The organism is Cellulomonas xiejunii (genome assembly GCF_024508315.1).
GTDB classification, from domain to species: domain Bacteria; phylum Actinomycetota; class Actinomycetes; order Actinomycetales; family Cellulomonadaceae; genus Cellulomonas; species Cellulomonas xiejunii.
Genome location: NZ_CP101987.1, coordinates 2,368,233 through 2,390,237 on the forward strand (window position 1 = coordinate 2,368,233; position 22,005 = coordinate 2,390,237).

Here is a 22,005-nt window from a genome sequence, read left to right on the forward strand (position 1 = left end):
GTGGTCCCGGGCGGCCGGGCGCGCGAGGTCGAGCGCGGGGCGCGTGACGTCCTGGACCCGGTGCACTTCGACTACCTGGCCGGCGGCGCGGGCGACGAGCGCACGCTCACGGGCAACGAGGACGCGTTCGCACGCCGCCGGCTCGTCCCGCGCGTCCTGCGCGGCCCGGGTCCGGTCGACCTGTCGACCGACCTGCCGGGCGTGCGGCTGGCGGCGCCCGTCGTCGTCGCACCGACCGCGTTCCACCGGCTCGCGCACCGTGACGGCGAGGCCGCGACGGCGGCAGGTGTCGCGGCGGCGGGCGGTCTGCTGACCGTCAGCACGATGGCGACGACCGCGGTCGAGGGGATCGCCGCCACCGGCGCCGCCCTGTGGTTCCAGCTGTACGTGCAGCCGGACCGCGCGTTCACGGCGGCCCTGGTCGCGCGCGCCGAGGCGGCGGGGTGCCGCGCCCTCGTGCTGACGGTCGACTCACCGGTCCGCGGCCGCCACGGGCGCGACGAGCGGCACGGGTTCACCGAGCTGCCCCCCGGTGTCGTGTGCGAGAACCTGCGCGCGGCGGACGGACGTGTGCGGGACCTCGTCGTCGACCCGGACCTCGGCTGGGACGCTGTCGCCTGGTTGCGCGGCAGGACGACGCTGCCCGTCCTGGTCAAGGGCGTGCTGCACCCCGCCGACGCGCGCCTGGCCGTCGAGCACGGCGTGGACGGGATCGTCGTGTCGAACCACGGCGGCCGCCAGCTCGACGGTGCCGTGAGCACGCTCGACGCCCTGCCCGCAGTCGTCGAGGCCGTCGCCGGACGCGTCCCGGTGCTGCTGGACGGCGGTGTGCGCAGCGGCGTCGACGCGCTCGTCGCGCTCGCCCTGGGCGCCGACGCCGTCATGCTGGGCCGTCCCGTGCTGTGGGGGCTCGCGCTGGGCGGTGCCGACGGTGTGCGCGCCGTGCTCGAGGACCTCACGGACGAGCTGGCGCACGCCATGGCCCTGGTCGGCGCCCACCGTCCGGCGGACCTGACGCCCGACCTGGTGACGGTCCCGTGAGCCCCGTCGTCGCGGGCGTCGCCGTGGCCCTCGTGGCGGCGTGGACCCTGCCGCGCTGGCTGCCGCGGGCCGTCGTTCGGCTGCGGGAGCGCGTGTTCACCTGGGTCAACGGCACCGAGGGCATCCCCGTGCCGGGCCCGACCGTCGGCTCCGAGCACTTCGAGCGGGTGTACTCGCACCCGGCCGCCGACGGCCGCAGCGCGGGCGCGGGGCTGTCCGACCTCTTCTGGTACTGGCTGGCGCCGGGGCCGCACATGCACCAGGAGCACCTCGAACCGGGTGAGCGGTACCGAACGGTCGCCCGCACGACCCGCCAGGTCCTGGCCGTGCGGCACGCGCGCAGCGACGAGCTCGCAACGGCCGCTGCACGACGTGCGCTCGACGCCCTGCCCGCCGACCGCGCGACCTGGGTCCGGCTGCGCGACCTGCTCATGCCGGTCTGGGCGGAGGTGTACTACGAGCTCGTGTTCGACGAGCCGTGCCCGCCCGACGCGCGCGACCTGGTCGTGGCGAACGCCGACGACGTCGTCACCGCCCTCAAGGGCACGGGGCTGCGGCACATGGACCGCCGTGACCGGCTGACGCGCTACCTGCGCCGCCGCGTCGAGGACGGGACGTGCCCGGTGGTGCTGCCCCCACCGTTCACGGCGCAGGAGACGGCCTGGTACCTGCAGGGCGCCTTCTTCAACACCGCGGTCGTGCAGATGTCCGAGGCCGCCGCGCACGTCCTGCTGTGCGCGGGCGCGTACGGCCGGGCACGCGGCCAGGTGGACGACGACGACGCCCTGGACCGGATCGTCGACGAGACGTTGCGCGTGCACCCGCTGTTCGGCGTCGCGCACCGCATCACGTCGGCACCGATCGTCGTCGACGACGACGTCACGCTGCCCACGGGCTCGGTGCTGCTGTTCAACTACCTCGCGTACCAGCGCACGGGGGCCGCCGCCGACGACGTGTTCGACCCCGAGCGGTGGCGCACGCTGCGGCACCACGACGCGCACTTCATCCCCTTCGGCGTGACCGCCAACCGGGCGTGCCCCGCGCGGGGCTCCGCCCCCGTCATGCTGCGCGCCGTGCTGCGTGAGGTCCTGCGGCGGTACGACGTGACGTCGACCGGCGCCCACACGCGGTCGATGCCGAACCGTGGCCCGGCGTACCTCACGCCCGTCGGCGTCCCCGGTCCCGGGGACGCCCGCCTGGCGGCGATGCGGCTGGGCGACCGGTGGGCCGACGTGGGCCGGTCGGTGCAGCAGCTCGTCCTGGGCACCGCGATGGTGCTCCACGCCCGGCACCTGAAGCCCTGCACCACCTACGTCACGGAGGTCCGCGCATGACACCGGTCGAGCTCGCGCCGCGCTTCTTCCTCGCGGTCGTCGTCATCCTGCTGGTCTGCCGTGGTGTGTCGTCGCTGATGGGCCGCGTGGGCCAACCACCGGTCGTGGGCGAGATGGTCGCCGGCGTCCTGCTGGGCCCCTCGCTGCTGGGGCTGCTGCTGCCGGGGGCCCAGGAAGGGCTGTTCCCCGCCGACCTGCGTCCGGTGCTGTACGTCGTCGGGCAGATCGGCCTCGTGCTCCTGATGTTCCACGCCGGCTTCGCGTTCAGCACGCACAGCACCGGCGGGCTCGCCCGCACGGCGGCGGCCGTGTCGCTCGCCGGCGTGACCGCGCCCCTGGTGCTGGGGGTGGGCCTCGTCCTCGTCGCGGCGAACCACGTGCCGCTGGCGCCCGACGGCGTGCCGGTGGGCGTGGTAGCGGCTTTCGTGGGCGTGGCCCTGGCCATCACCGCGTTCCCGATGCTCGCCCGCATCATCACCGAGCGCGGGCAGGCGGGCACCCGGCACGGGTCGATCGCCCTGGCGAGCGGTGCCGTGGACGACGTCGTCGCGTGGGTGCTGCTGGCCGTCGTCCTGGCCGTCGCGACGGGGAGCCCGGGGCCGGCAGTGGTCACGGTCGCCGGTGCCGCGGTGTTCGTCGCGCTCGTGTGGTTCGTGGCCCGCCCCGGCATGCTGCGGCTCATGTCGAGCACCCGCGTCGACGACCCGGCGCGCCTGCTCGGCACGGTCGCGGTCCTGTTCGCTGCTGCGTGGTTCACCGACGAGATCGGTCTGTACGCGGTGTTCGGCGCCTTCGCTCTGGGCCTGGCGCTTCCGCGCGTCCCGGCGTCGGAGCGCGTCGTCGGGGCGCTCACGCCCGTCACCGCGGTGCTCGTGCCGCTGTTCTTCACGTACTCGGGCCTGAACACCCAGTTCGGGCTGTTCACCGAGCCGTCCGTACTGCTGTTCGCGATCGCGTGCGTGGTGGTGGCGATCGCGGGCAAGTTCGGGGCCTGCTGGTTCGCGGCGCGGCGCCGCGGGGAGCCTCAGGGTGTGGCGCTGCGGGTGGCGTCGCTGATGAACGCGCGTGGGCTCATGCAGCTGATCGCCCTGAACATCGGGCTCGAGGCGGGGATCGTCGGGCCGGCACTGTTCACGGTGCTCGTCCTCGTCGCCCTCGTGACGACGATCATGACGAGCCCGCTGCTGTCGTGGGTCGAGCGACGTCACGCCCTCACCGAACCGGAACCGGCCCCCGTGGCGCACGTTCGGGCGACTCTATGACGAGACAGGTGTTACTGAAGTCACATGAGGTGTGCGATGGTCAGGACATGCCCGGACGACCGCACCGGCTCCTCGTGGTCGAGGACGACCGAGAGCTCAACGACATGCTGACCGAGGTCCTGACCGACGAGGGGTACGTCGTCGACCAGGCCCGCGACGGCCATCGGGGCCTGCACCTGGGCCTCACCCGTCCCTACGACGTCCTCGTCGTCGACCGTCGCCTGCCGGCGGTGGACGGCCTCGACATGCTGACGCGCCTGCGCGCCCGCGCCGTGTCCGCACGCGCGCTGGTCCTCACCGCGCTGGGTACCGTCGCGGACCGCGTCGCGGGCCTCGACGCGGGAGCCGACGACTACCTGGTGAAGCCGTTCGAGCTCGACGAGCTCAGCGCCCGGATCCGCGCGCTGTGCCGCCGCGTCGACGAGGCCGACACGCACCTGCCGGTCGGTGGCGCCTCGCTCGACCTCGTGACGCGCCAGGTCGTGCTCGGCAACGGACGGCAGGTCGACCTGTCGGCGCGGGAGCACGCCCTGCTGCGCGCCCTCGCCGAGCGCCCGCAGGCGGTGCACACCCGGACCGAGCTGCGCCGCCAGGTCTTCGCCGACACCGAGGCCGCCTCGATCGTCGACACCTACGTGTACTACCTGCGCCGCAAGCTCGGCCGCGACGCCGTCAGCACCGTGCGCGGCGCGGGCTACCGGCTGGGTGCCCTGTGACGGCGCCGACGCCCGAGGAGCGGGTCGTCCGGCGCGCGCGCCTGCGCATCGGGGCCCTCGTCGGGCTCGTGATCGCCGCGCTGCTCGGCCTCGCGGGCGCCATCTCCTACGGCGTCCTGCTGCACAGCCAGGAGCAGCAGATCGACGGGGAGCTCGCCTGGGGCATCACCCACGGCACGATCGCCGGGCCGCCGGCCTGCAGCTGGATCATCACGTTCGACGGGACGTCCGTCGACACCGGGGTCGCCGCGCCGCCGGACGGCTTCCCGCTGCGTGACGCCCTGGTCGAGGTCGCCGCGACAGGCGTCCCGCAGGACACCCGGATCGCGCAGGACGGCACCATCTACCACGTACGGACCGCACGGCAGGGCGACGAGGTGGTGCAGGCGGTCTTCGACGCACGCTTCCAGCTCGCCGACCGTCGCCACCTGCTGGTGGCGTTCGGTGTCGCCGCCGCCGCCGGGGCGCTCGCCGCCGTCGTCAGCGGCGTCGTCGTCGGGCGCCGTGCCGTCGCCCCCCTGGCCGACGCCCTGCAGCGGCAGCGCCGGTTCGTCGCCGACGCGAGCCACGAGCTGCGCACCCCGATCGCGCAGGTCCACGCGCGCGCCCAGCTGCTCGTGCGCCGGGCCCGCGCGGCCGACGACGACGTGCAGGCACGCGACCTGGACCGGCTCGTCGCCACGACCCGCCGCCTGGGCGAGATCGTCGACGAGCTGCTCATGTCCGCGCGGCTCGCAGCCACGCAGGACGCCGTCGCCACCCGCCCCGACAGCACGGACGTCGACGTCGCCGCCCTCGTCGTCGACGCGGTCTCCGCCGACTCCGCACGCGCGGCAGAGCGCGGCGTCACGGTCACCGCGCTCACCGACGACGACCTCCCGCACGTCCGGGGCATCACCTCGGCGCTGCGCCGTGTCGTCGCGGAGCTGCTCTCCAACGCCCTGACCCACACCCCGCCCGGCGGGCACGTCGCCGTGTGCGCGAGCACGTCCGAGCAGGGACGGACCGTGGAGGTCGTCGTCACCGACACCGGTGAGGGCTTCGACCTCGCCGACCCGGAGCACCTGTTCGACCGGTTCCACCGCGGCCCCGGAGACGACGAGCGCCGGTTCGGGCTCGGCCTCGCGCTGCTGCGCGAGGTCGTCACCAGCCACGGCGGCACGATCCACGCCGTGGGGCAGCCCGGGGAGGGGGCGACGTTCACGGTGCGGCTGCCGGCGGCGCCGACCCACCGCACGGGCGCGGGGCCCGTCGTGCCGGGAGGCGAGGCGGCGCAGCGCGCCCCCGCCCGCCTGTGAGCCGGCGGCACCGCGCCCCGTCCCCGCTCCCGGCAGCGTGATCTGCGTCAGCGAACCGCCCGTGCGCGTGCGCGTCGTGCGGCATCGTAGCGACCATGAGCGACAGACCTGAGCAGACGACGCCGAAGCCGGCGGCCCCGTGGATCGGCGTGGGCCTGGTGCTCGCGCTGCTGGGACCCGCGGTCGCCGACCTCAGCTACTCCGTCGCCGACGTCACCCACTCACTCATGACGGTCGGCAACGTTCTGGGGACCGCGGGGATGGCGCTGCTGGCCGTCGGCCTCTACCGGATCGCCCAGCACCTCGACCGCCTCGGCGGCGTCGTGCTGCGGCCCCGCAGCGGACCCGCGACGATCAGCGACGTCGAGCGCGAGCGGCAGGCCACGGCACGCCGGGAGCTCGCCACAGGCGACTGACCGCGCCGGCCCTGCCGGCGGCTCAGGTGCGGATGAGCCAGCCGGTACGCCGGGTTCTGTCCCCGTGCGCGGTTGCCCTCGCGCGGGTGGCGACCATCCATCTACGACGTACGTTGCCGCACGCCTCCAGCGGCCTACCCGGGAGCTCGGGCGGGCAACCCTCGAACGCTCCCTGTCTGGCCTTGCTCCGGGTGGGGTTTGCCGAGCCGCACCGGTCACCCGGCGCGCTGGTGGGCTCTTACCCCACCGTTTCACCCTTACCGCGTCGTCCCGGCGAGCCGGTCCGTCGTGGCGGTCTGTTCTCTGTGGCACTTTCCCGCGGGTCACCCCGGGTGGGTGTTACCCACCACCCTGCCCTACGGAGCCCGGACGTTCCTCGGCAGGACCCGAGGGTCCTGACGCGGCCGCCTGGCTGACTCATCCGCGCGGTCAGCCTACCCGTGTCACACCTCGACGCGGTACGGCAGGGCCAGCTCGTCACCGGCGACGCCGCGGATGCCCCAGTGCGTCGGCGGGCTCTCGATGACCACGACCTCCAGGTCGTCGGCGCCCAGGCCGAGCGCGGGTGCGACGTCGTCGAAGAACGCGGCGATCAGCGCGCGGACCGCACCCGGGCTGCGGCCGGTGAAGCACACGACCTCGACGACGAGGTACGCCGGGCCGCGCGGCGCGACGAGGTCCTCGTCGTCGAGCAGCAGGAACCGGTGGAACCGCTTGTCGCCCGGCAGCCCCCACGCCGCGACGAGCGCGTCGTGCACGGCGTCGGAGACCTCCTGGCGGCGTGCACCCCACACCGAGCGGCGCCCGTAGACCTTGACCTGCGCCACGTCACACCCCTGACGTCGTCGGACGGCGGAGCGCACACCGTACCCTCGTGCGGTGCTCGTGCTCCTGCCGCCCTCGGAGGGCAAGACGCCCGCGCCTGCCGCCGCTCCCCCGCTCGACCTGGCGTCGCTGTCGCACCCGGGCCTGACGCCGGTCCGCGAGAAGGTGCTCGACGCGCTCGTCGCCGTCAGCGGCCGCCCGGACGCGTGCGACGTGCTCGGCGTCTCGCGCGGGCTCGTGGACGAGGTCGCGCGCAACGTCGTGCTGCGCTCGGCGCCCGCGGCACGCGCCTCGCGCGTGTACACCGGCGTGCTGTACGGCGCGGCCGGGCTCGACACGCTGACCCCGGCGGCGCGCACCCGGGCGGTCGCGAGCGTGCGCGTCGTCTCGGCGCTGTGGGGCGTCCTGACGGTCGACGACGTCGTCCCGGCCTACCGCCTGTCGATGGGCACGGACCTGCCCGGCATCGGCCCACTCGCAGCCGCGTGGCGCGGTCCGCTCGGGGTCGAGCTGACGCAGCGCACCGAGGACGAGCTGGTCGTCGACTGCCGGTCGGCCGCGTACCGCGCCGCGTGGACCCCGCCGGCCGGCGCACGCTGGGTCGACGTGCGGGTGCTGCGGGAGGTCGACGGACGTCGCTCCGTGGTCTCGCACCACGCCAAGCACACACGCGGCGTGCTGACACGCCACCTCGTGACCCGCCGCGGCCGCGAGCCGCGCGACGCCGACGAGCTGGCACACGCCGCGAGCGCGCTCGTCGGCGACGCGCTGCACGCCGTGGAGCTGGGCCCCGAGCCGCGGCGCGGGGCGCGCACGTTGTCGCTCGTCGTCTGACGCGGCCCGGCGTCAGCGGTCCGGCGTCATCAGCGGCCGGACGTCACCAGCCCTCGCTGGGTGCGCCCGCCACCGCGATCTCGTCGCGGCGGTCCGCGAACAGCCGCACGATGCTCACCGAGGCGGGTGCCACGCGCAGCTGGCTCCACGTCCCGGGGTGGGCACCCATCGTCACGCCGAGCGCCGCGCGGATCGCGACCGCGTGCGACACCACCACGACGGTCCGCGGTCCGCCCTCGAGCAGTCCGTCCAGCCCGCGGCGCAGCCGCACCCCGACGTCCGCGATGGACTCACCGCCCGGCGGGCGCACGTGGCCGTCGGTGTGCCACGGCTCGAGCACCTCGGGCCAGCGCTCCTCGATCTGCTCGGCCGTCAGCCCTTGCCAGTGCCCGAAGTCCGCCTCCTGGAAGGCGGCGTCGGTGCGCAGCGGCAGCCCCAGGCGCTCGGCGAGGATCGCGGCGGTCTCCTGCGTGCGGACCATCGGAGAGGCGACGATCTCGCTCGGGTACTCGATGTCGCCCCACAGGTCCCGGCCGACGCGGTGGACGAGCGCCGCGGCAGCCGCCGCCTGCGTCCGCCCGAGGTCGTCGAGCGACGGCCCGGGCTCCGAGGAGCCCGAGTACCCCCGCGATACCGTCATCGCGGTCTGGCCGTGCCGCACGAGCACGACCGTCGTCGGCTCGTCGTCGTCGAACCGCGGGGCGGTCCCCGACGGCCGCACGGCACGGACCCGCGCGACGCCCTGCCCCGCAGCCGGCGTGCCGGAGCCCGCGGGGTCCGCGCCCGTGGGCGCCAGCGGCTCGGCGGGTGACCCCGACCCGCGTGTCACGAGTCGGTGAGCCGGACCAGGATGCGCCCGCACTCCTCGCACCGGACGACCGCGTCAGCCGGACGCGCACGGATCACCTCGAGGTCCTGGCCGTTCAGGTCGAGGCGGCAGCCCTCGCACCGGTTGCCACGCAGCGCGGCGGCCCCGCTGCCGCCGAGCTGCCCGCGCAGGCGCTCGTAGAGCGCGACGAGGCCCGCGTCCAGGCCCTCGGCGGCACGTTCGCGCTCGGCGCGCACCCGCGCGGCCTCGGCGTCGAGCTCGGCGTACCCGGCGTCCCGCTCGGCGACGACCTTGTCCCGGTCCGCGACGAGAGCACCCTGCGCCTGCTCGAGGTCACGCAGCACGGCCTCGTGCGCCTCGAGCCGCTCCATGACCTCGAGCTCGACGTCCTCGAGGTGCGCCTGACGCGCCGCGAGGCTCTCGAGCTCGCTCGTGAGGGCCTGAGCGTCCTTGGCGCCGACCTGCCCGCCGTCGAGCCGCGCCTGGTTGCGGGCGGCGCGGCTGCGCACCTGGTCGACGTCGGTCTCCGCCTTCGCCACCTCGATGCGCAGGTCCGACGCCGCCGTCCGGGACGTCACCAGGGCGGCGTCGAGGTCCGCGAGCTGCGAGTCGAGCTCGACGAGACGCGCGAGGGCCGGGAGCGAACGCCGCTTGTGCGCGAGCTGCGCGAGGCGGGTGTCGAGCTCCTGGACGTCGAGGAGTCGGCGCTGGTCGGCTGCGGGGGCGGTCGTCACGTGGTTCCTTCCGGCAGGGACGTCTGCGGCACGTGACCCGTCCACGGGTCGGTGCGCCGCGTGCTGACGCGGGTCTCCACCGTAGTGCCCGTGGCCGCCAGATCGGCCCGCAGCGCGTCGGCGGCGCGTGGCAGCCACAACCACTCCGAGGCGGAGTGCGCGAGGTCGACCAGCGCGGGCCGCGGTGGTCCGCCGCCCGCCTCGAACGCGGCGCGCTCCTGCTGCTCCGAGGCCGGGTGGTGCCGCAGGTCGGCGGTCACGTACACGTCGACGTCGGCGGCGCGCACGGCGTCGAACAGGGAGTCCCCGGAGCCGCCGAGCACCGCGACGCGACGCACCGGCATGTCGGGGTCGCCGGCGTACCGCACGCCCTGCGCGGCGGCGGGCACCGCGCGGGCCACCGCGGCGGCGAAGTCACGCAGCGACACGGGGGCGGGCAGCGCGCCGACACGACCCAGCCCGGTCTCCCCCGGCAGCGCGGCGAGCTCCAGCACGTCGAACGCCGGCTCCTCGTACGGGTGGGCCGCCCGCATCGCGGCCACGACCCGCCCCCGCAGCTGACGCGGCGCGACCATCTCGACACGTGCCTCGACGACGGTCTCGCGCCTCCCGACGGACCCGACCGCGGGAGACGCCCCGGGCAGCGGCGTGAACGTGCCCTGCCCGGTGGCCGTCCACGCGCATCGCGCGTAGTCGCCGACCTCACCGGCGCCGGCCGCCGCGAGCGCGTCGACCAGGGCTTCCGCGTCGGCGACCGGGACCATGACGACGTGCTTGTCGAGCGCGGGCGCGTCGGCCGCGACCAGCGGCTCGGTGCCGACCAGGCCGACGGCGTCGGCCAGTGCCTCGGCCACGCCACCGCGCGCCGCGTCCGCGTTGGTGTGGGCCGTGTACAGCCCGCACCCGGCCCGCACGAGCCGGTGGAGCAGCGCGCCCTTGTACGTCGTCGCGGCCATCGAGTGCACGGCCCGCAGCAGCAAGGGGTGGTGCGTGACCAGGAGGTCCGCCTCCCAGGCGACCGCCTCGTCGACGACCGTCGCCACCGGGTCGACGGCGAACAGGACGCGCCGCACCGGCGCTGCCGGGTCGCCCGCGGCCAGGCCGACGCGGTCCCAGGACTCGGCGGTCCGCGGCGGGTACCGGCCGTCGAGCGCGGCGACGACGTCCGCGAGCGTCGCGGTCACGGCAGGACCAGCGCCTTCGTGCAGGTGCGCTCGTCCATCGCGCGGTACGCGTCGGCGATGTCGCCGAGCGCGAAGGTCGCGTCGAAGACGAGGCCCGGCTCGATGGTCCCGGCCCAGACGTCCGGCAGCAGGCCCTCGATGTAGCCGCGCACGGGTGCGACCCCGCCGACCACGCCCTTGTTGGCGGAGAACATCGTCTGCACGGGCAGCTCCGGACCGCCCGCGGGGACACCGACGAACCCGACGCGACCACCGGGCCGCACGGTCGCCAGCGCCTGGGCCATGGACTCCTTGGTGCCCACGCACTCCAGCACGCCGTCCGGCCCGACGCCGTCGAGCAGGTCCACGACGGCCGCCGCCCCCTCGTCACCGCGCTCGGCGACGACGTCCGTCGCACCGAACCGACGCGCGAGCGCCTGCCGCACGGGGTTGCGTGAGAACGCGACGATCCGCTCGGCCCCGAGCCGCCGCGCCGCGATGATGCCGCAGAGGCCCACGGCGCCGTCACCGACCACCGCCACGCTCGAGCCGGCGTGGACGCCGGCGGACAGCGCCGCGTGGTGACCGGTGCCGAGCACGTCGGTCAGCGTCAGGACGTGCGGCAGGAGGGCGTCGTCGGGGTGCTCGGGCGTCACGACGAGCGTCCCGTCGGCCAGCGGCACGCGCACGTACTCGCCCTGGGCGCCGTCCGACGCGATGCCCTCGTGGTCCGGCGACCCCCACCAGGCGACGCGCTCGCACGACGTGTGCACCCCGTTGCGGCAGTGCGCGCACGTGCCGTCGGCGATCGAGAAGGGCGCGACCACGAAGTCGCCCACCTTCACCCGGCGCACGCCCGAGCCGACCTCCTCGACCACGCCCACGAACTCGTGGCCGATGCGCTGCGGCTGCTTCGGGGGCCGAACCCCCCGGTAGCCCCACAGGTCGGAGCCGCACACGCAGGTCGCGACGACCCGCACGACGGCGTCCGTGGGGCGGTGGATCACGGGGTCCGGCACCTGCTCGACGCGCACGTCGCGGGGGCCGTGGATGACGGTGGCTCGCACATGCCGAAGCCTACGCACGCGTCCGGCCGCAGGCGTCTGCTGCGGCGTGCCCCGCACGTGCGGCAGGGGCCGGTGACGCCGGTAGGCTGACCGACCGCAAGGGCCTGTAGCTCAGTTGGTCAGAGCGCCGCGCTTACACCGCGGAGGTCGCCGGTTCGAGACCGGCCGGGCCCACTCCTCGCAGCAGCACAGGGCCCCGCACCTCGGGCGGCCGACCGCTCACGCCTCCCGGTGCAGGAGGCTCGCCGTGTGCGCGGCCGCGGCGAGCACCGCCCACCCGCCCAGCACGAGCACCGCCACCCCGGAGGTCAGCGCGGTGACCGCGCCGTCGGCCACCCCGGTCACCGCCGTCGCGGCCTCGTGCGGCAGGAACCGGACGACGCGGGGCCACGGCAGCGCACCCGTGGCGACCAGGACCGGGAGGGCGGCCAGCACGCCGAGCGCGGTGGTGGCGCTGCGGACGACGCTCGTCAGCCCGTACGCCACCACGGACAGCAGCACGTACGCCAGCACCCAGCGCCCCACGTCGAGCGCACCGTCCGCCAGGCCGGGGCCGTCCTGCCGGGCGAGCACCAGCCGGGCCGGCGCCAGCGCGAGCAGCGCCGCCGGCGTCGAGACCGCGACGAGCGCCAGCAGCTGCGCCACGGCGAGCCGACCTCGCCGGGGGACGACCGTGAGCGTCACGCGGTGCTGCCCCGTGGTGTGCTCGCTGCCGGCCACGGTGGCCACCGCGATGAGCAGCAGGTACACCGGCGCGACCAGCAGCCCGGGGAAGGCCTCGAGCGACACGGGCTCGCCCCCCGTTCCGAGGCGCACGACGTCGGAGGTGACGATCACCGCGAGCGCCGTGTTCACGGCCAGAGCACCCAGCACCGCCGGCGCTGTCACCGGGTGCGTGAGCGCCTTGGTGACCTCGGCACGGACGACGTCGCGCACGCGCGGCGGGGAGGCGACGTCCACGGCCGTCACCGGGCGTCCCGGCGGTGCAGCGCCCACGCCGACGCCGCCACGGCGACGACCGCCCAGCCGACCAGGACGGCCGTGGCGTACCTCGTCCCGGAGGTGAGCGGTGGCAGCGTCGGGTCCGGGAGCACGAGCAGGTTGCGCGCCGCGCTGGTCGGGAGCAGCGCGTCGAGGCCGGGGGCGACGGCCGCCACGGCCTGCGACAGCGTGAGCCCGAGCATGGCGACGCACGGCAGCACCCCGGCCAGCGTGCGACGCCCGAGCAGTGCCAGCGCGAACCCGACGAGCGTCGTCGTCACGACGAACACCAGGAACCGCGCGTAGCCGGTCAGCGCCGGCGCACCCCAGGCCAGGGTCGGGTCCCAGTCCTTGACGACGGCGTACGTCGCTGCGACGGCGGGCGCCAGGAGCAGGAGACCGACGACGAGCGCCAGCAGCGCCGTCGCGAGCGCCTTGGCCCCGACCAGCCGGGCCCGGTCCGGGACCGCGAGCACCGCGACGCCGAGCCGGTCACGGCCCAGGTCGCTGCCGGCGAGGTGGGCGCCGACGACGAACACGAGCAGACCGATCTGCAGGGGCCACGTCGCGCACTCCGCCGCGAGCGAGGCGACGGACTGTTGCACCGGGGGGAAGACCTCGACGAGGCCGTCGGACGTGACCGCGGCCATGGCATCGAGGTAGAGCGGCAGCTGGATGGCGATGACGACGGCGTTGAGCACCAGGAGCGCGCCGACCACGAGCCACGTGCTGCGCAGCGTGACGGCCTTGGTCAGCTCGGAGCGGACGGTCGCGAGCACGGCGGTCACCACCCTTGCCCCGGCGCGGTGCCGGTGAGCGCGAAGAACGCGTCCTCCAGCCCGGCGTGGCCCGCCGTGACCTCCTCCAGCGGGCCGCTGGTCACGACGCGCCCGCGGTCGATGACGACGACGTCGTCCACCGTCTGCGCGGTCTCACCCATGAGGTGGCTCGACAGCAGCACGGTGTTGCCCTGCGCGGCGTAGTCGCGCAGGAACGTCCGGACCGTGCGGATGCCCTCGGGGTCGAGCCCGTTGACGGGCTCGTCGAGGACGAGCACGCGCGGCTCGCCGAGCAGCGCCGCGGCGAGCCCCAGGCGCTGCCGCATGCCGAGGGAGTACGTGCGGACACGGGCTCTCGCGGCGTCCGTGAGGCCGACGACGTCGAGGACCTCCTCGATGCGGCGCGCCGGGATGCGGTGCGTCTGCGCGATCCACCGCAGGTGGTCCACGCCCCGCCGCTCGGGGACCGCCCCTGCGCCGTCGAGCATGGCCCCGACGGTGCGCAGCGGCCGGCGCAGGTCGCGGTAGGGCACACCGTCGACGAGGGCGCGCCCCGCCGTCGGGCGGTCCAGGCCGAGCAGCACGCGCAGCGTCGTGGACTTGCCGGCGCCGTTGGGCCCGAGGAACCCGGTGACGCGTCCCGGCGCGGCCGTCAGGCTCACGTCCTCGACCGCCGTCCTCGGCCCGTACCGCTTGGTGACACCCTGGATCTCGATCACGCGCGCTGCTCCTCACGTCCGCTCGGGGAACCTGTCGGCTCCACCGTCCCGGACCGGTGCCGCGCGCCGTGTCGTCCGGAAGTAGACGTCCGGCTCAGCGCGGCTCGTGCAGCAGCCCTGCCTGGTGCGCGAGCACCGCGAGCTGCGTGCGGTCCCGGACGTCGAGCTTGACGAAGAGCCGCCGCAGGTACGTGCGGACGGTCGGCAGAGTGAGGTACAGCTCGTCGGCGATCTGCTGGTTGGACCGCCCGTCCGCGACGAGCCGTACGACCTGCAGCTCGCGCGCGCTCAGGCGCGTACCGGCGAACGCGTGCGGCGCGGGCCGCGGCCGCGCGGCGAACTGGCCCATGAGCCGCGCCGTGACCTCCGGCGCCAGCACGCCGTGGCCGGCGTGCACGGCGCGGATCGCGGCGAGCACCTCGGCGGACGACGCGTTCTTCAGCAGGAACCCGGCGGCACCGTCCCGCAGCGCCTCACCCACGTACTCGTCGAGGTCGAACGTGGTCAGCACGACCACGCGCGTGCTCGACCCCGCGACGGCGCGCACCACGTCCAGCCCGCTGCCGCCGGGCATCTGCACGTCGACGAGCGCGACGTCGGGCCGCAGCGCCGTGATCCGGCGGACCGCCTCGGGCACCGTCGCCGCCTCGTCGACCACACGGAAGCCGTCGGTCCGGTCGAGCAGGCGTCGGTGGACGCGCCGCAGGTCCGCGTCGTCGTCCGCCAGGAGCACCGTGATCGCCCTCGTCACCGGCGACCCTCCAGCGGGATCCGCGCGTGCACCCGGGTACCGCCGCCCGGCCGCCGCCCGACGGTCAGCTCCCCGCCGACGGCGGCAACCCGCTCCCGCATCCCGGTCAGTCCGGCACCCCACGACGGCGTGTCAGCGGGCCCGCGGCCGTCGTCGTCGACCCGCACCTCGAGGACGTCGTGGCGCTCCCGGACGACCACCTCGCAGCCGCTCGCGACGGCGTGCCGGACGACGTTGCTCAGCGCCTCCTGCACCACCCGGACCACGACGTGACCTGTCGCCGCGTCGAGGTCGGGCAGGTCGAGGCGCGACGTGACGCGAAGACCCCCCGCCCGCGCCGCGGCGACGAGCCCGGGCAGGGCCTGCGCCGGGTCCGCGGCGGTCGTCGCGCCCGCGCCGGGCACCCCGGCGCGCAGCTCGCGGACGAACGCCTGCACCTCCTCGAGGGCGTCGCGCGCCCGCTGCTCGATGTCCGCCAGGCTCGCGCGGAGCTCCTGCTCGTCCGTGCCGGGCAGGTTGCGCGCCACGTCGGCCTCCGCGCGGATGAAGGTCAGCGCGTGCCCGACGACGTCGTGCACCTCGCGGGCCGTCGCGGCCTGCGTGCGCATCCGCTCGACCTGCGCCGCCCTGTCCGCAGCCAGGCGCACCGCCTCCGCGCGCCGCGCCTCGGCGCGCCCCAGGAGCCAGGCGACCCCGAGCGCGATCCCCGACACGAGCACGCGCTGCACGAGCGAGCTGCCCGCCGACGTCGCGGCGAGCACACCGGCGGCGGCCACCACGCCACCCGCGAGCCGCCCGGCGCGCCGGGCACCGCCACCGGCACGCAGGGCCAGCGGGTAGAGGCACCACGCAGCGGCCGTCATCGGGTCGCTGCTGGCACCGACCGCCCACCCGACGGCCGTCGCCGCGGCCGCGGCGAGGGTCGCGGCTGTCGGCCACCGCCACCGCAGCAGCACCGCGCCACCCACGACGACGCAGGCCCCGACCGCGACCGGCGCGCCGGCAGCTCCCCGCGGCACGAACGGGACCCAGAAGGCCGCCACGACCACGAGGGCCACCACGGCGTCGACGAACCACGACACCGCGACCCCACCGGTGCGGTCGTCGCGCACGAGGGCCGTCTCAGACGCCGAGCGTCGCCAGGGCCTCGCGGTACGCCGCGAGCGGACGCGCCTGCCCGCGGGGGTTCACGACGCTCCAGCGCACGACCCCGTCGGCGTCGAGGAGGAACGAGCCGCGCAGGGCGTGCCCCGTGGTCTCGTCGAACACACCGAAGGCACGCGCCGCGGCACCGTGCGGCCAGAAGTCCGACAGCAGGTCGAACGTGTAGCCCTCCTGCTCCGACCACGCGCGCAGCGTGAACATGGGGTCGCACGACACGGCGAGCAGCCGCACGCCCGCGTCGTCGAAGGCCGCGACGTTGTCGCGGAGCTCGCACAGCTCGCCGGTGCAGATGCCGGAGAACGCGAAGGGGAAGAACACGACGGCGACCGGCGTGCCCCGCAGCTGCGAGAGCTGCACCGGTGTGCCGTGCGTGTCGGGCAGCGTCAGCTCCGGCGCGCGCGTCCCGAGGAGTGGGACGCCCGCGGCGGTCACTTGCCGCGGCCGCGCGAGGAGAGCCGCGTCGCGGACCAGTCCGGGCCGATGGCGAAGGTCGACATCGCGTGGAGGCCTGACGTGGTCGCCGCCTCCTCGATGTCGGAGTGCGACACGTGACCGGCACGGCCAGCCTTGGGCGAGAACACCCAGATCGGCCCGCTGTCCTCGAGCACGCTCGTCGCGTCGACGAGCGCGTCCGTCAGGTCCCCGTCGTCCTCACGGAACCAGATGATCGCACCGTCGGTGACGTCGTCGTAGTCCTCGTCGACGAGCTCCGTCCCCGTGACGGCCTCGATACGCGTACGGACGTCGGCGTCGACGTCGTCGTCGTAGTTCAGCTCCTGGATGACCTGCCCGGCTGTGAAGCCGAGGCGGGTGACCGCCTGCGTCGCGGAGTCGTCCGCGGTGGATGACACGTGGCCCGTTCCCTTCTCCCCCGGTGCGCCGCACTGTCCGCAGACCCACCTGTCGATGTCGGCACACGTTAGCCCACCGCAGGCAAGGGGGCGCTGGCAAGAGGCGATCCGGGCGCGTGTCATGGACGTCACGCCCTCGCAGCGGCACCACGGTGTGACTTTCGGGGTCGGACGGACCGAGAATGGTCGGACGGCCCGCAACCGCACCCGCGCCACAGCGCAGGTCGCCGGAGGCAGGCACTGGAGCGGGCTGCGGCGCCACGGGGCGCCCGGTGCGCACGAGACGCAGAAGGAGCACCGGTGGCTTCCATCGACGAGACGGGTCCGCTGATCGGCGGCCTGCTCAGCCAGGTCCCCGACATCGACCCGGAAGAGACCGGTGAGTGGGTCGAGTCCCTCGACGGACTGATCGAGGAGAAGGGTGGCCCGCGGGCCCGCTACGTGCTGATGAGCATGCTGCGGCACGCACGCGAGCGCAATGTCGCGATCCCCGCGTCGCTGAACACCCCGTACGTCAACACGATCGCGGTCCACAACGAGCCGTACTTCCCCGGCGACGAGGTCATCGAGCGGCGCTACCGCTCGTGGATCCGGTGGAACGCGGCCGTCATGGTCACGCGTGCCCAGCGTCCCGGCGTGGCCGTGGGCGGGCACATCTCCTCCTACGCGTCCGTCGCGACGCTCACCGAGGTGGGCCTCAACCACTTCTTCCGGGGCAAGGACCACCCGGGCGGCGGCGACCAGGTGTACTTCCAGGGCCACGCCTCCCCCGGTGTCTACGCCCGTGCGTACCTCGAGGGCCGGCTGTCCGAGCACCAGCTCGACGGCTTCCGTCAGGAGCTGTCACACCCCGGCGGCGGCCTGCCGTCCTACCCGCACCCGCGCCTGGCGCCCGAGCTGTGGGAGTTCCCGACGGTCTCGATGGGCCTCGGCCCGTCCGGCGCGATCTACCAGGCGTGGACCAACAGGTACCTGCACAACCGCGGGATCAAGGACACCAGCCAGCAGGACGTGTGGGCGTTCCTCGGCGACGGCGAGATGGACGAGCCGGAGTCGCGCGGGATGCTCCAGCACGCCGCCCAGCAGGGCCTGGACAACCTCACGTTCGTCGTGAACTGCAACCTCCAGCGCCTCGACGGGCCCGTGCGCGGCAACGGCAAGATCATCCAGGAGCTCGAGGCCCAGTTCCGCGGGGCGGGCTGGAACGTCATCAAGGTCATCTGGGGCCGCGAGTGGGACGTCCTGCTCAACGCCGACAAGGACCGCGCGCTGGTCCACCTGATGAACACCACGCCCGACGGCGACTTCCAGACGTACCGCGCCGAGAGCGGCGCGTTCATCCGCGAGCACTTCTTCGGCCGCGACCCCCGCACCAAGCAGCTCGTCGAGAAGATGACGGACGACGAGATCTGGGCCCTCAAGCGCGGCGGGCACGACTACCGCAAGCTCTACGCCGCGTACAAGTCCGCGCGCGAGCACACCGGGCAGCCGACCGTGATCCTCGCCCACACCATCAAGGGCTACGGGCTGGGGTCGGGCTTCGCCGGCCGCAACGCGACGCACCAGATGAAGAAGCTCAAGGTCGAGGAGCTCAAGACCCTGCGCGACTCGCTGCACATCCCGATCACGGACGAGCAGCTCGAGGAGAACCCCTACCTGCCGCCGTACTACAACCCGGGGCCGGAGGACGACGCGATCAGGTACATGCTCGACCGGCGCCGCCAGCTGGGCGGGTTCGTCCCCGAGCGGCGCAGCGCGCACACCAAGCTGACGCTGCCGGGAGACAAGACCTACGAGTCCCTGGCCAAGGGCTCGGGCACGCAGGAGGTCGCCACGACGATGGCGCTCGTGCGCCTGTTCAAGGACCTGGTCAAGGACAAGGAGTTCGGCCACCGCCTGGTGCCGATCATCCCGGACGAGGCACGCACGTTCGGCCTGGACTCGATCTTCCCGAGCGCGAAGATCTTCAACACCAACGGCCAGAACTACATGGCCGTGGACCGCGAGCTCATGCTGAGCTACAAGGAGTCCGAGTCCGGGCAGATCATGCACACCGGCATCAACGAGGCCGGTTCCGCGTCCGCGTTCCAGGCGGTGGGCACGTCGTACGCCACGCACGGCGAGCCGCTGATCCCGTTCTACTTCTACTACTCGATGTTCGGGTTCCAGCGCACGGGCGACCAGTTCTGGGCGGCGGGCGACCAGATGGCGCGCGGCTTCCTCATCGGTGCCACCGCCGGCCGCACGACGCTGACGGGCGAGGGCCTGCAGCACGCCGACGGGCACTCGCCCCTGCTCGCCGGCACCATGTCGCACGTCGTGCACTACGACCCCGCGTACGGGTACGAGATCCGGCACATCGTGCGCGACGGCATCGAGCGCATGTACGGCGAGACGGCGGACGGCCGCGACAAGGACGTCATCTACTACCTGACGGTCTACAACGAGCCGATGGTGCAGCCCGCCGAGCCCGAGGGCGTCGACGTCGAGGGCATCCTCAAGGGCATCCACCTCGTGGCCCCGGCCGAGGGTGACGGGCCGCGCGCCCAGATCCTTGCGTCCGGCGTCGCGGTGCCGTGGGCGCTCGAGGCGCAGCACCTGCTGGCCGAGGACTGGGGCGTGCGTGCTGCGGTCTGGTCGGTGACGAGCTGGAACGAGCTGCGCCGCGACGCGTTGGCCGCCGAGCAGCACGCCTTCCTCAACCCCGGCGACGAGGTGCGCACCCCGTACCTCACCGCCAAGCTCCAGGGCGCGGAGGGCCCGTTCGTCGCCACGACGGACTACGACCACCTCGTGCCCGACCAGGTGCGCGCCTGGATCCCGGGCCGCTACGCGACGCTCGGTGCCGACGGGTTCGGCTTCTCCGACACCCGTGCCGCGGCACGTCGGCACTTCAAGATCGACGGACCGTCGACGGTCGTGCGGGTGCTGCAGCAGCTGGTGCTCGAGGGCAAGGTCGACCCGTCGCTCCCGGCGCAGGCGATCGAGCGCTACCGGCTCCACGACGTCACGGCCGGCACGTCCGGCAACACGGGCGGCGACTCCTGACCTCCCGCTGACGCAAGGACGCCCCCGGCTTCGCGGCCGGGGGCGTCCTTGCGTCCGGGCTCAGGACGCGGCTGTCGGGTGGGGCTCGCTGCGCGAGGCCCCGGGGATCAGGTCCCGGGGATCGACTGCTGCGCCTGGGCGATCTCGATCCTGAGCTCGTCCTTCAGCCCGGCGATCGCCTGCTGGTCGGGGTACAGGTCGAGCGACGCCAGGTGCTGCTTGGCCTCGAGCGGCCGCTCGGCGGCGATCGCCGCCCGGACCAGCTCACGCGCGACCTCGGGGACGTGCTCGCGGGGCCGCCAGTGCCCCACACCGAGGTTGAGCGCATCGACAGGCTGGCCCGCCTCGCACAGCAGCGCGATCCCCTGCACGAGCGCCTGCCCCGAGGGGTCGCGCTCTGCGGCGGTCGTGAGGCGGCGGATCGTCCCCTCGTGGTCGTCGCGTACCGACAGCCGCGCCACCTCGATCAGCGGGTACCACGCGCGCGGGTTGCCCGCGAGCTCCTCGCCCAGCGACCAGACGGCCAGGTCGGCCGCGTGCTGGCGCTCGTGCTCGACGTTCGGTGCCGTCAGCGGGTCCTCCTCGGGGACGGACTCGGCGGCACGGCGGCGGACGATCTCGGCGAGGGCCAGGAAGGCGCGCTCGTTGTTGGGGTCGTCGCTGAGCATGGATCGCAGCGCGTCCTCGTGGAGCGTGTCACCACGCCGCGAGGCCGTCGTCGGACGGCGCGCCCCGACCTTGGAGGCCGAGGAGGGTCGCCGCATCAGCTGGCGCAGGCGGGGCAGAAGAGCCATGTCGCGACACTATCCGTTCCCTCCCGTGCGCACCTGTCCGGCCGGACCGTGGACCGTGTCCGACGAGCCGCGAGGTTTGTGGGCTTCCGACAAGTTGCCCCTATGCTCGCGGGATGGCGACGTCTTCGAGGCCGCCGGCGGCGCGTTCGCCCCGCCGCACCCTGCCGCCCGCGACAGCCCCCGCCGGGGCGTCGGAGGGGCCGAGCGACCAGAGCGAGACGCAGCGCCGGGTCCGCGACGGCACCGGCCTGCTCGCAGCAGCAACGATGCGCCGCCTCGACGACGACCTCGAGTGGTACCGCGCGCTGCCGGCCGAGGACCGCTCCTGGGTGAACCTGGTCGCACAGGCCGGCATCACGGCGTTCGTCACCTGGTACGCCGACCCGTCGCGGCCTCCGCACGGCGTCAGTGAGATCTTCGCCGCGGCGCCGCCCGAGCTGACGCGGTCGATCTCCTTGCAGCACACGCTGCAGCTCGTCCGCGTCGTGGTCGACGTCGTCGAGACCCACTCGGACCGACTGGCGGCACCAGGTGCCGAGCGCGAGCTGCGCGAGGCGGTCCTGCGGTACTCGCGCGAGGTCGCGTTCTCGGCAGCCGAGGTCTACGCGCGGGCGGCCGAGGTGCGCGGCGCCTGGGACGCGCGTCTCGAGGCGTTCGTGGTGGACGCGCTGGTGCGCGGTGACGTCGACGACGCGCTGCGCTCGCGCGTGGCGGCGCTCGGGTGGAGCGGACGCGGCTCGACGCTGGTGGTGGTGGGAACGGCCGGGGCGCACATGGACGAGGTGCGGGCGGCGGACCTGCGCCGCGCCACCCGACGTGCCGCGGACGACGCGCTCGTCGGCATCCTCGGCGACCGCCTCGTCGTCTTCCTCGGCGGCGAGGGAGACCTGAGCGCGGCCGCCATGACCCTGCTCCCCCGCTTCGGCCCCGGACCCGTCGTGGTGGGCCCCACCGCAGCCGGGCTGGCCGAGGCGACCAGGTCGGCGCGCGCCGCCCTGGCCGGGCTGCTCGCGGCGCCCGGCTGGAAGCAGGCACCCCGCCCCGTGCACGCCGACGACCTCCTGCCCGAGCGTGTCCTCGTCGGGGACACCGCCGCACGTCGCGCCCTCGTGGAGCGCGCCTACGCGCCGCTCGCGGCGAGCCAGGGGTCGCTGCTCGACACGCTGTCGGCCTACCTCGGCGCGGGCAGGTCGCTGGAGGCCGCCGCCCGAACCTTGTACGTGCACCCCAACACCGTCCGGTACCGGCTGCGTCGGGTGTCCGACGTGACGGGGTGGGACCCCCTCGACGCCCGCGAGTCGTACGTCCTGCAGATCGCGCTGGCCGTCGGGCGGCTCGGCGCTGCGGACGACTGACCGGCCGGACCTCGGCGGGCGATGCTCCGCGGGACGGCGTTTGT

General features: G+C 74.7%; 22 protein-coding genes, 1 tRNA gene and 1 other RNA gene. 10 read left to right on the top strand and 14 right to left on the bottom strand.

Annotated elements, in window-relative coordinates; genetic code table 11:
* The 6 genes from NP048_RS10800 (at position 1) to NP048_RS10825 (ending at position 6,067) form a co-directional block, all read left to right on the top strand.
* A complete protein-coding gene (locus NP048_RS10800; protein ID WP_227575616.1) occupies positions 1-1,041 on the top strand; it encodes an alpha-hydroxy acid oxidase in 1,041 nt (346 codons plus the stop codon).
* Positions 1,038-2,375 carry a cytochrome P450 gene (locus NP048_RS10805; RefSeq protein WP_227575617.1) on the top strand — a complete coding sequence of 446 codons (1,338 nt, stop codon included), beginning with the start codon at positions 1,038-1,040 and terminating at the stop codon, positions 2,373-2,375. The genes NP048_RS10800 and NP048_RS10805 overlap by 4 nt, the downstream gene beginning before the upstream one ends.
* Complete coding sequence (locus NP048_RS10810) at positions 2,372-3,637, top strand: cation:proton antiporter (protein WP_227575618.1); 1,266 nt, start codon at positions 2,372-2,374, stop codon at positions 3,635-3,637. Before NP048_RS10805 ends, NP048_RS10810 begins: the two co-directional genes overlap by 4 nt.
* A 47-nt stretch (positions 3,638-3,684) precedes the next feature.
* The gene (locus NP048_RS10815) at positions 3,685-4,353 is read left to right on the top strand and encodes a response regulator transcription factor (RefSeq protein ID WP_227575619.1); all 669 of its coding nucleotides are present in this window, start codon (positions 3,685-3,687) and stop codon (positions 4,351-4,353) included.
* Positions 4,350-5,651, top strand: coding sequence for a sensor histidine kinase (locus NP048_RS10820; RefSeq protein ID WP_227575620.1), 1,302 nt, complete (start codon positions 4,350-4,352; stop codon positions 5,649-5,651). Before NP048_RS10815 ends, NP048_RS10820 begins: the two co-directional genes overlap by 4 nt.
* A gap of 95 nt (positions 5,652-5,746) precedes the next feature.
* The gene (locus tag NP048_RS10825; RefSeq protein WP_227575621.1) at positions 5,747-6,067 is read left to right on the top strand and encodes a hypothetical protein; all 321 of its coding nucleotides are present in this window, start codon (positions 5,747-5,749) and stop codon (positions 6,065-6,067) included.
* A 29-nt stretch (positions 6,068-6,096) separates the two neighbouring features.
* Here NP048_RS10825 and rnpB read toward each other — a convergent pair.
* Positions 6,097-6,487: RNase P RNA component class A (gene rnpB, locus NP048_RS10830), an RNA gene on the bottom strand.
* Positions 6,488-6,510: 23 nt separating this feature from the next.
* On the bottom strand, positions 6,511-6,894 hold the full coding sequence (locus NP048_RS10835; RefSeq protein WP_227575622.1) for a tautomerase family protein: 384 nt from the start codon (positions 6,892-6,894) through the stop codon (positions 6,511-6,513).
* A 52-nt stretch (positions 6,895-6,946) separates the two neighbouring features.
* Here NP048_RS10835 and NP048_RS10840 point away from each other — a divergent pair, with 52 nt between their 5' ends.
* Positions 6,947-7,726 (top strand): YaaA family protein, encoded by a 780-nt coding sequence (locus NP048_RS10840; RefSeq protein ID WP_227575623.1) that lies wholly within the window; start codon positions 6,947-6,949, stop codon positions 7,724-7,726.
* Between the two features lie 43 nt (positions 7,727-7,769).
* On the opposite strand, the gene NP048_RS10845 is transcribed toward NP048_RS10840, so the two are convergent.
* The 4 genes from NP048_RS10845 to NP048_RS10860 are packed head-to-tail and all read right to left on the bottom strand — an operon-like array spanning position 7,770 to position 11,519.
* Positions 7,770-8,555, bottom strand: coding sequence for a histidine phosphatase family protein (locus tag NP048_RS10845; protein ID WP_227575624.1), 786 nt, complete (start codon positions 8,553-8,555; stop codon positions 7,770-7,772).
* On the bottom strand, positions 8,552-9,289 hold the full coding sequence (locus tag NP048_RS10850) for a zinc ribbon domain-containing protein (protein WP_227575625.1): 738 nt from the start codon (positions 9,287-9,289) through the stop codon (positions 8,552-8,554). Before NP048_RS10850 ends, NP048_RS10845 begins: the two co-directional genes overlap by 4 nt.
* The gene (locus tag NP048_RS10855) at positions 9,286-10,473 is read right to left on the bottom strand and encodes a Nif3-like dinuclear metal center hexameric protein (RefSeq protein WP_227575626.1); all 1,188 of its coding nucleotides are present in this window, start codon (positions 10,471-10,473) and stop codon (positions 9,286-9,288) included. The genes NP048_RS10850 and NP048_RS10855 overlap by 4 nt, the downstream gene beginning before the upstream one ends.
* Positions 10,470-11,519 (bottom strand): zinc-dependent alcohol dehydrogenase family protein, encoded by a 1,050-nt coding sequence (locus NP048_RS10860; protein WP_227575627.1) that lies wholly within the window; start codon positions 11,517-11,519, stop codon positions 10,470-10,472. The genes NP048_RS10855 and NP048_RS10860 overlap by 4 nt, the downstream gene beginning before the upstream one ends.
* Positions 11,520-11,619: 100 nt before the next feature.
* Between NP048_RS10860 and NP048_RS10865 the strand changes: the two genes are divergently transcribed.
* Positions 11,620-11,693, top strand: a tRNA-Val gene (locus NP048_RS10865).
* Between the two features lie 45 nt (positions 11,694-11,738).
* Here NP048_RS10865 and NP048_RS10870 read toward each other — a convergent pair.
* The 7 genes from NP048_RS10870 to NP048_RS10900 form a co-directional block, all read right to left on the bottom strand.
* On the bottom strand, positions 11,739-12,479 hold the full coding sequence (locus tag NP048_RS10870) for a hypothetical protein (RefSeq protein WP_256769262.1): 741 nt from the start codon (positions 12,477-12,479) through the stop codon (positions 11,739-11,741).
* A gap of 5 nt (positions 12,480-12,484) precedes the next feature.
* Positions 12,485-13,279: a hypothetical protein gene (locus NP048_RS10875; protein WP_227575629.1), complete on the bottom strand. Its 795-nt coding sequence runs from the start codon at positions 13,277-13,279 to the stop codon at positions 12,485-12,487.
* Between the two features lie 5 nt (positions 13,280-13,284).
* Positions 13,285-13,998: an ABC transporter ATP-binding protein gene (locus NP048_RS10880; RefSeq protein WP_227575630.1), complete on the bottom strand. Its 714-nt coding sequence runs from the start codon at positions 13,996-13,998 to the stop codon at positions 13,285-13,287.
* Positions 13,999-14,092: 94 nt separating this feature from the next.
* Positions 14,093-14,749 carry a response regulator gene (locus tag NP048_RS10885; protein WP_227575631.1) on the bottom strand — a complete coding sequence of 219 codons (657 nt, stop codon included), beginning with the start codon at positions 14,747-14,749 and terminating at the stop codon, positions 14,093-14,095.
* Entirely contained in the window at positions 14,746-15,861 is a 1,116-nt protein-coding gene (locus NP048_RS10890) for a sensor histidine kinase (protein ID WP_227575632.1), read from the bottom strand. The genes NP048_RS10885 and NP048_RS10890 overlap by 4 nt, the downstream gene beginning before the upstream one ends.
* Before the next feature lie 10 nt (positions 15,862-15,871).
* Entirely contained in the window at positions 15,872-16,345 is a 474-nt protein-coding gene (locus NP048_RS10895; RefSeq protein WP_227575633.1) for a peroxiredoxin, read from the bottom strand.
* Positions 16,342-16,764, bottom strand: a complete 423-nt coding sequence (locus NP048_RS10900) for a DUF3052 domain-containing protein (RefSeq protein WP_227575634.1) — start codon at positions 16,762-16,764, stop codon at positions 16,342-16,344. Before NP048_RS10900 ends, NP048_RS10895 begins: the two co-directional genes overlap by 4 nt.
* Before the next feature lie 300 nt (positions 16,765-17,064).
* On the opposite strand from NP048_RS10900, the gene aceE reads away from it, so the two are divergent.
* Positions 17,065-19,812, top strand: a complete 2,748-nt coding sequence (gene aceE, locus NP048_RS10905) for a pyruvate dehydrogenase (acetyl-transferring), homodimeric type (RefSeq protein WP_227575635.1) — start codon at positions 17,065-17,067, stop codon at positions 19,810-19,812.
* Between the two features lie 107 nt (positions 19,813-19,919).
* On the opposite strand, the gene NP048_RS10910 is transcribed toward aceE, so the two are convergent.
* Positions 19,920-20,606 carry a hypothetical protein gene (locus NP048_RS10910; RefSeq protein WP_227575636.1) on the bottom strand — a complete coding sequence of 229 codons (687 nt, stop codon included), beginning with the start codon at positions 20,604-20,606 and terminating at the stop codon, positions 19,920-19,922.
* A gap of 113 nt (positions 20,607-20,719) precedes the next feature.
* Here NP048_RS10910 and NP048_RS10915 point away from each other — a divergent pair, with 113 nt between their 5' ends.
* Positions 20,720-21,961 (top strand): PucR family transcriptional regulator, encoded by a 1,242-nt coding sequence (locus tag NP048_RS10915; protein WP_227575637.1) that lies wholly within the window; start codon positions 20,720-20,722, stop codon positions 21,959-21,961.
* The last annotated feature ends 44 nt before the right edge of the window (positions 21,962-22,005 follow it).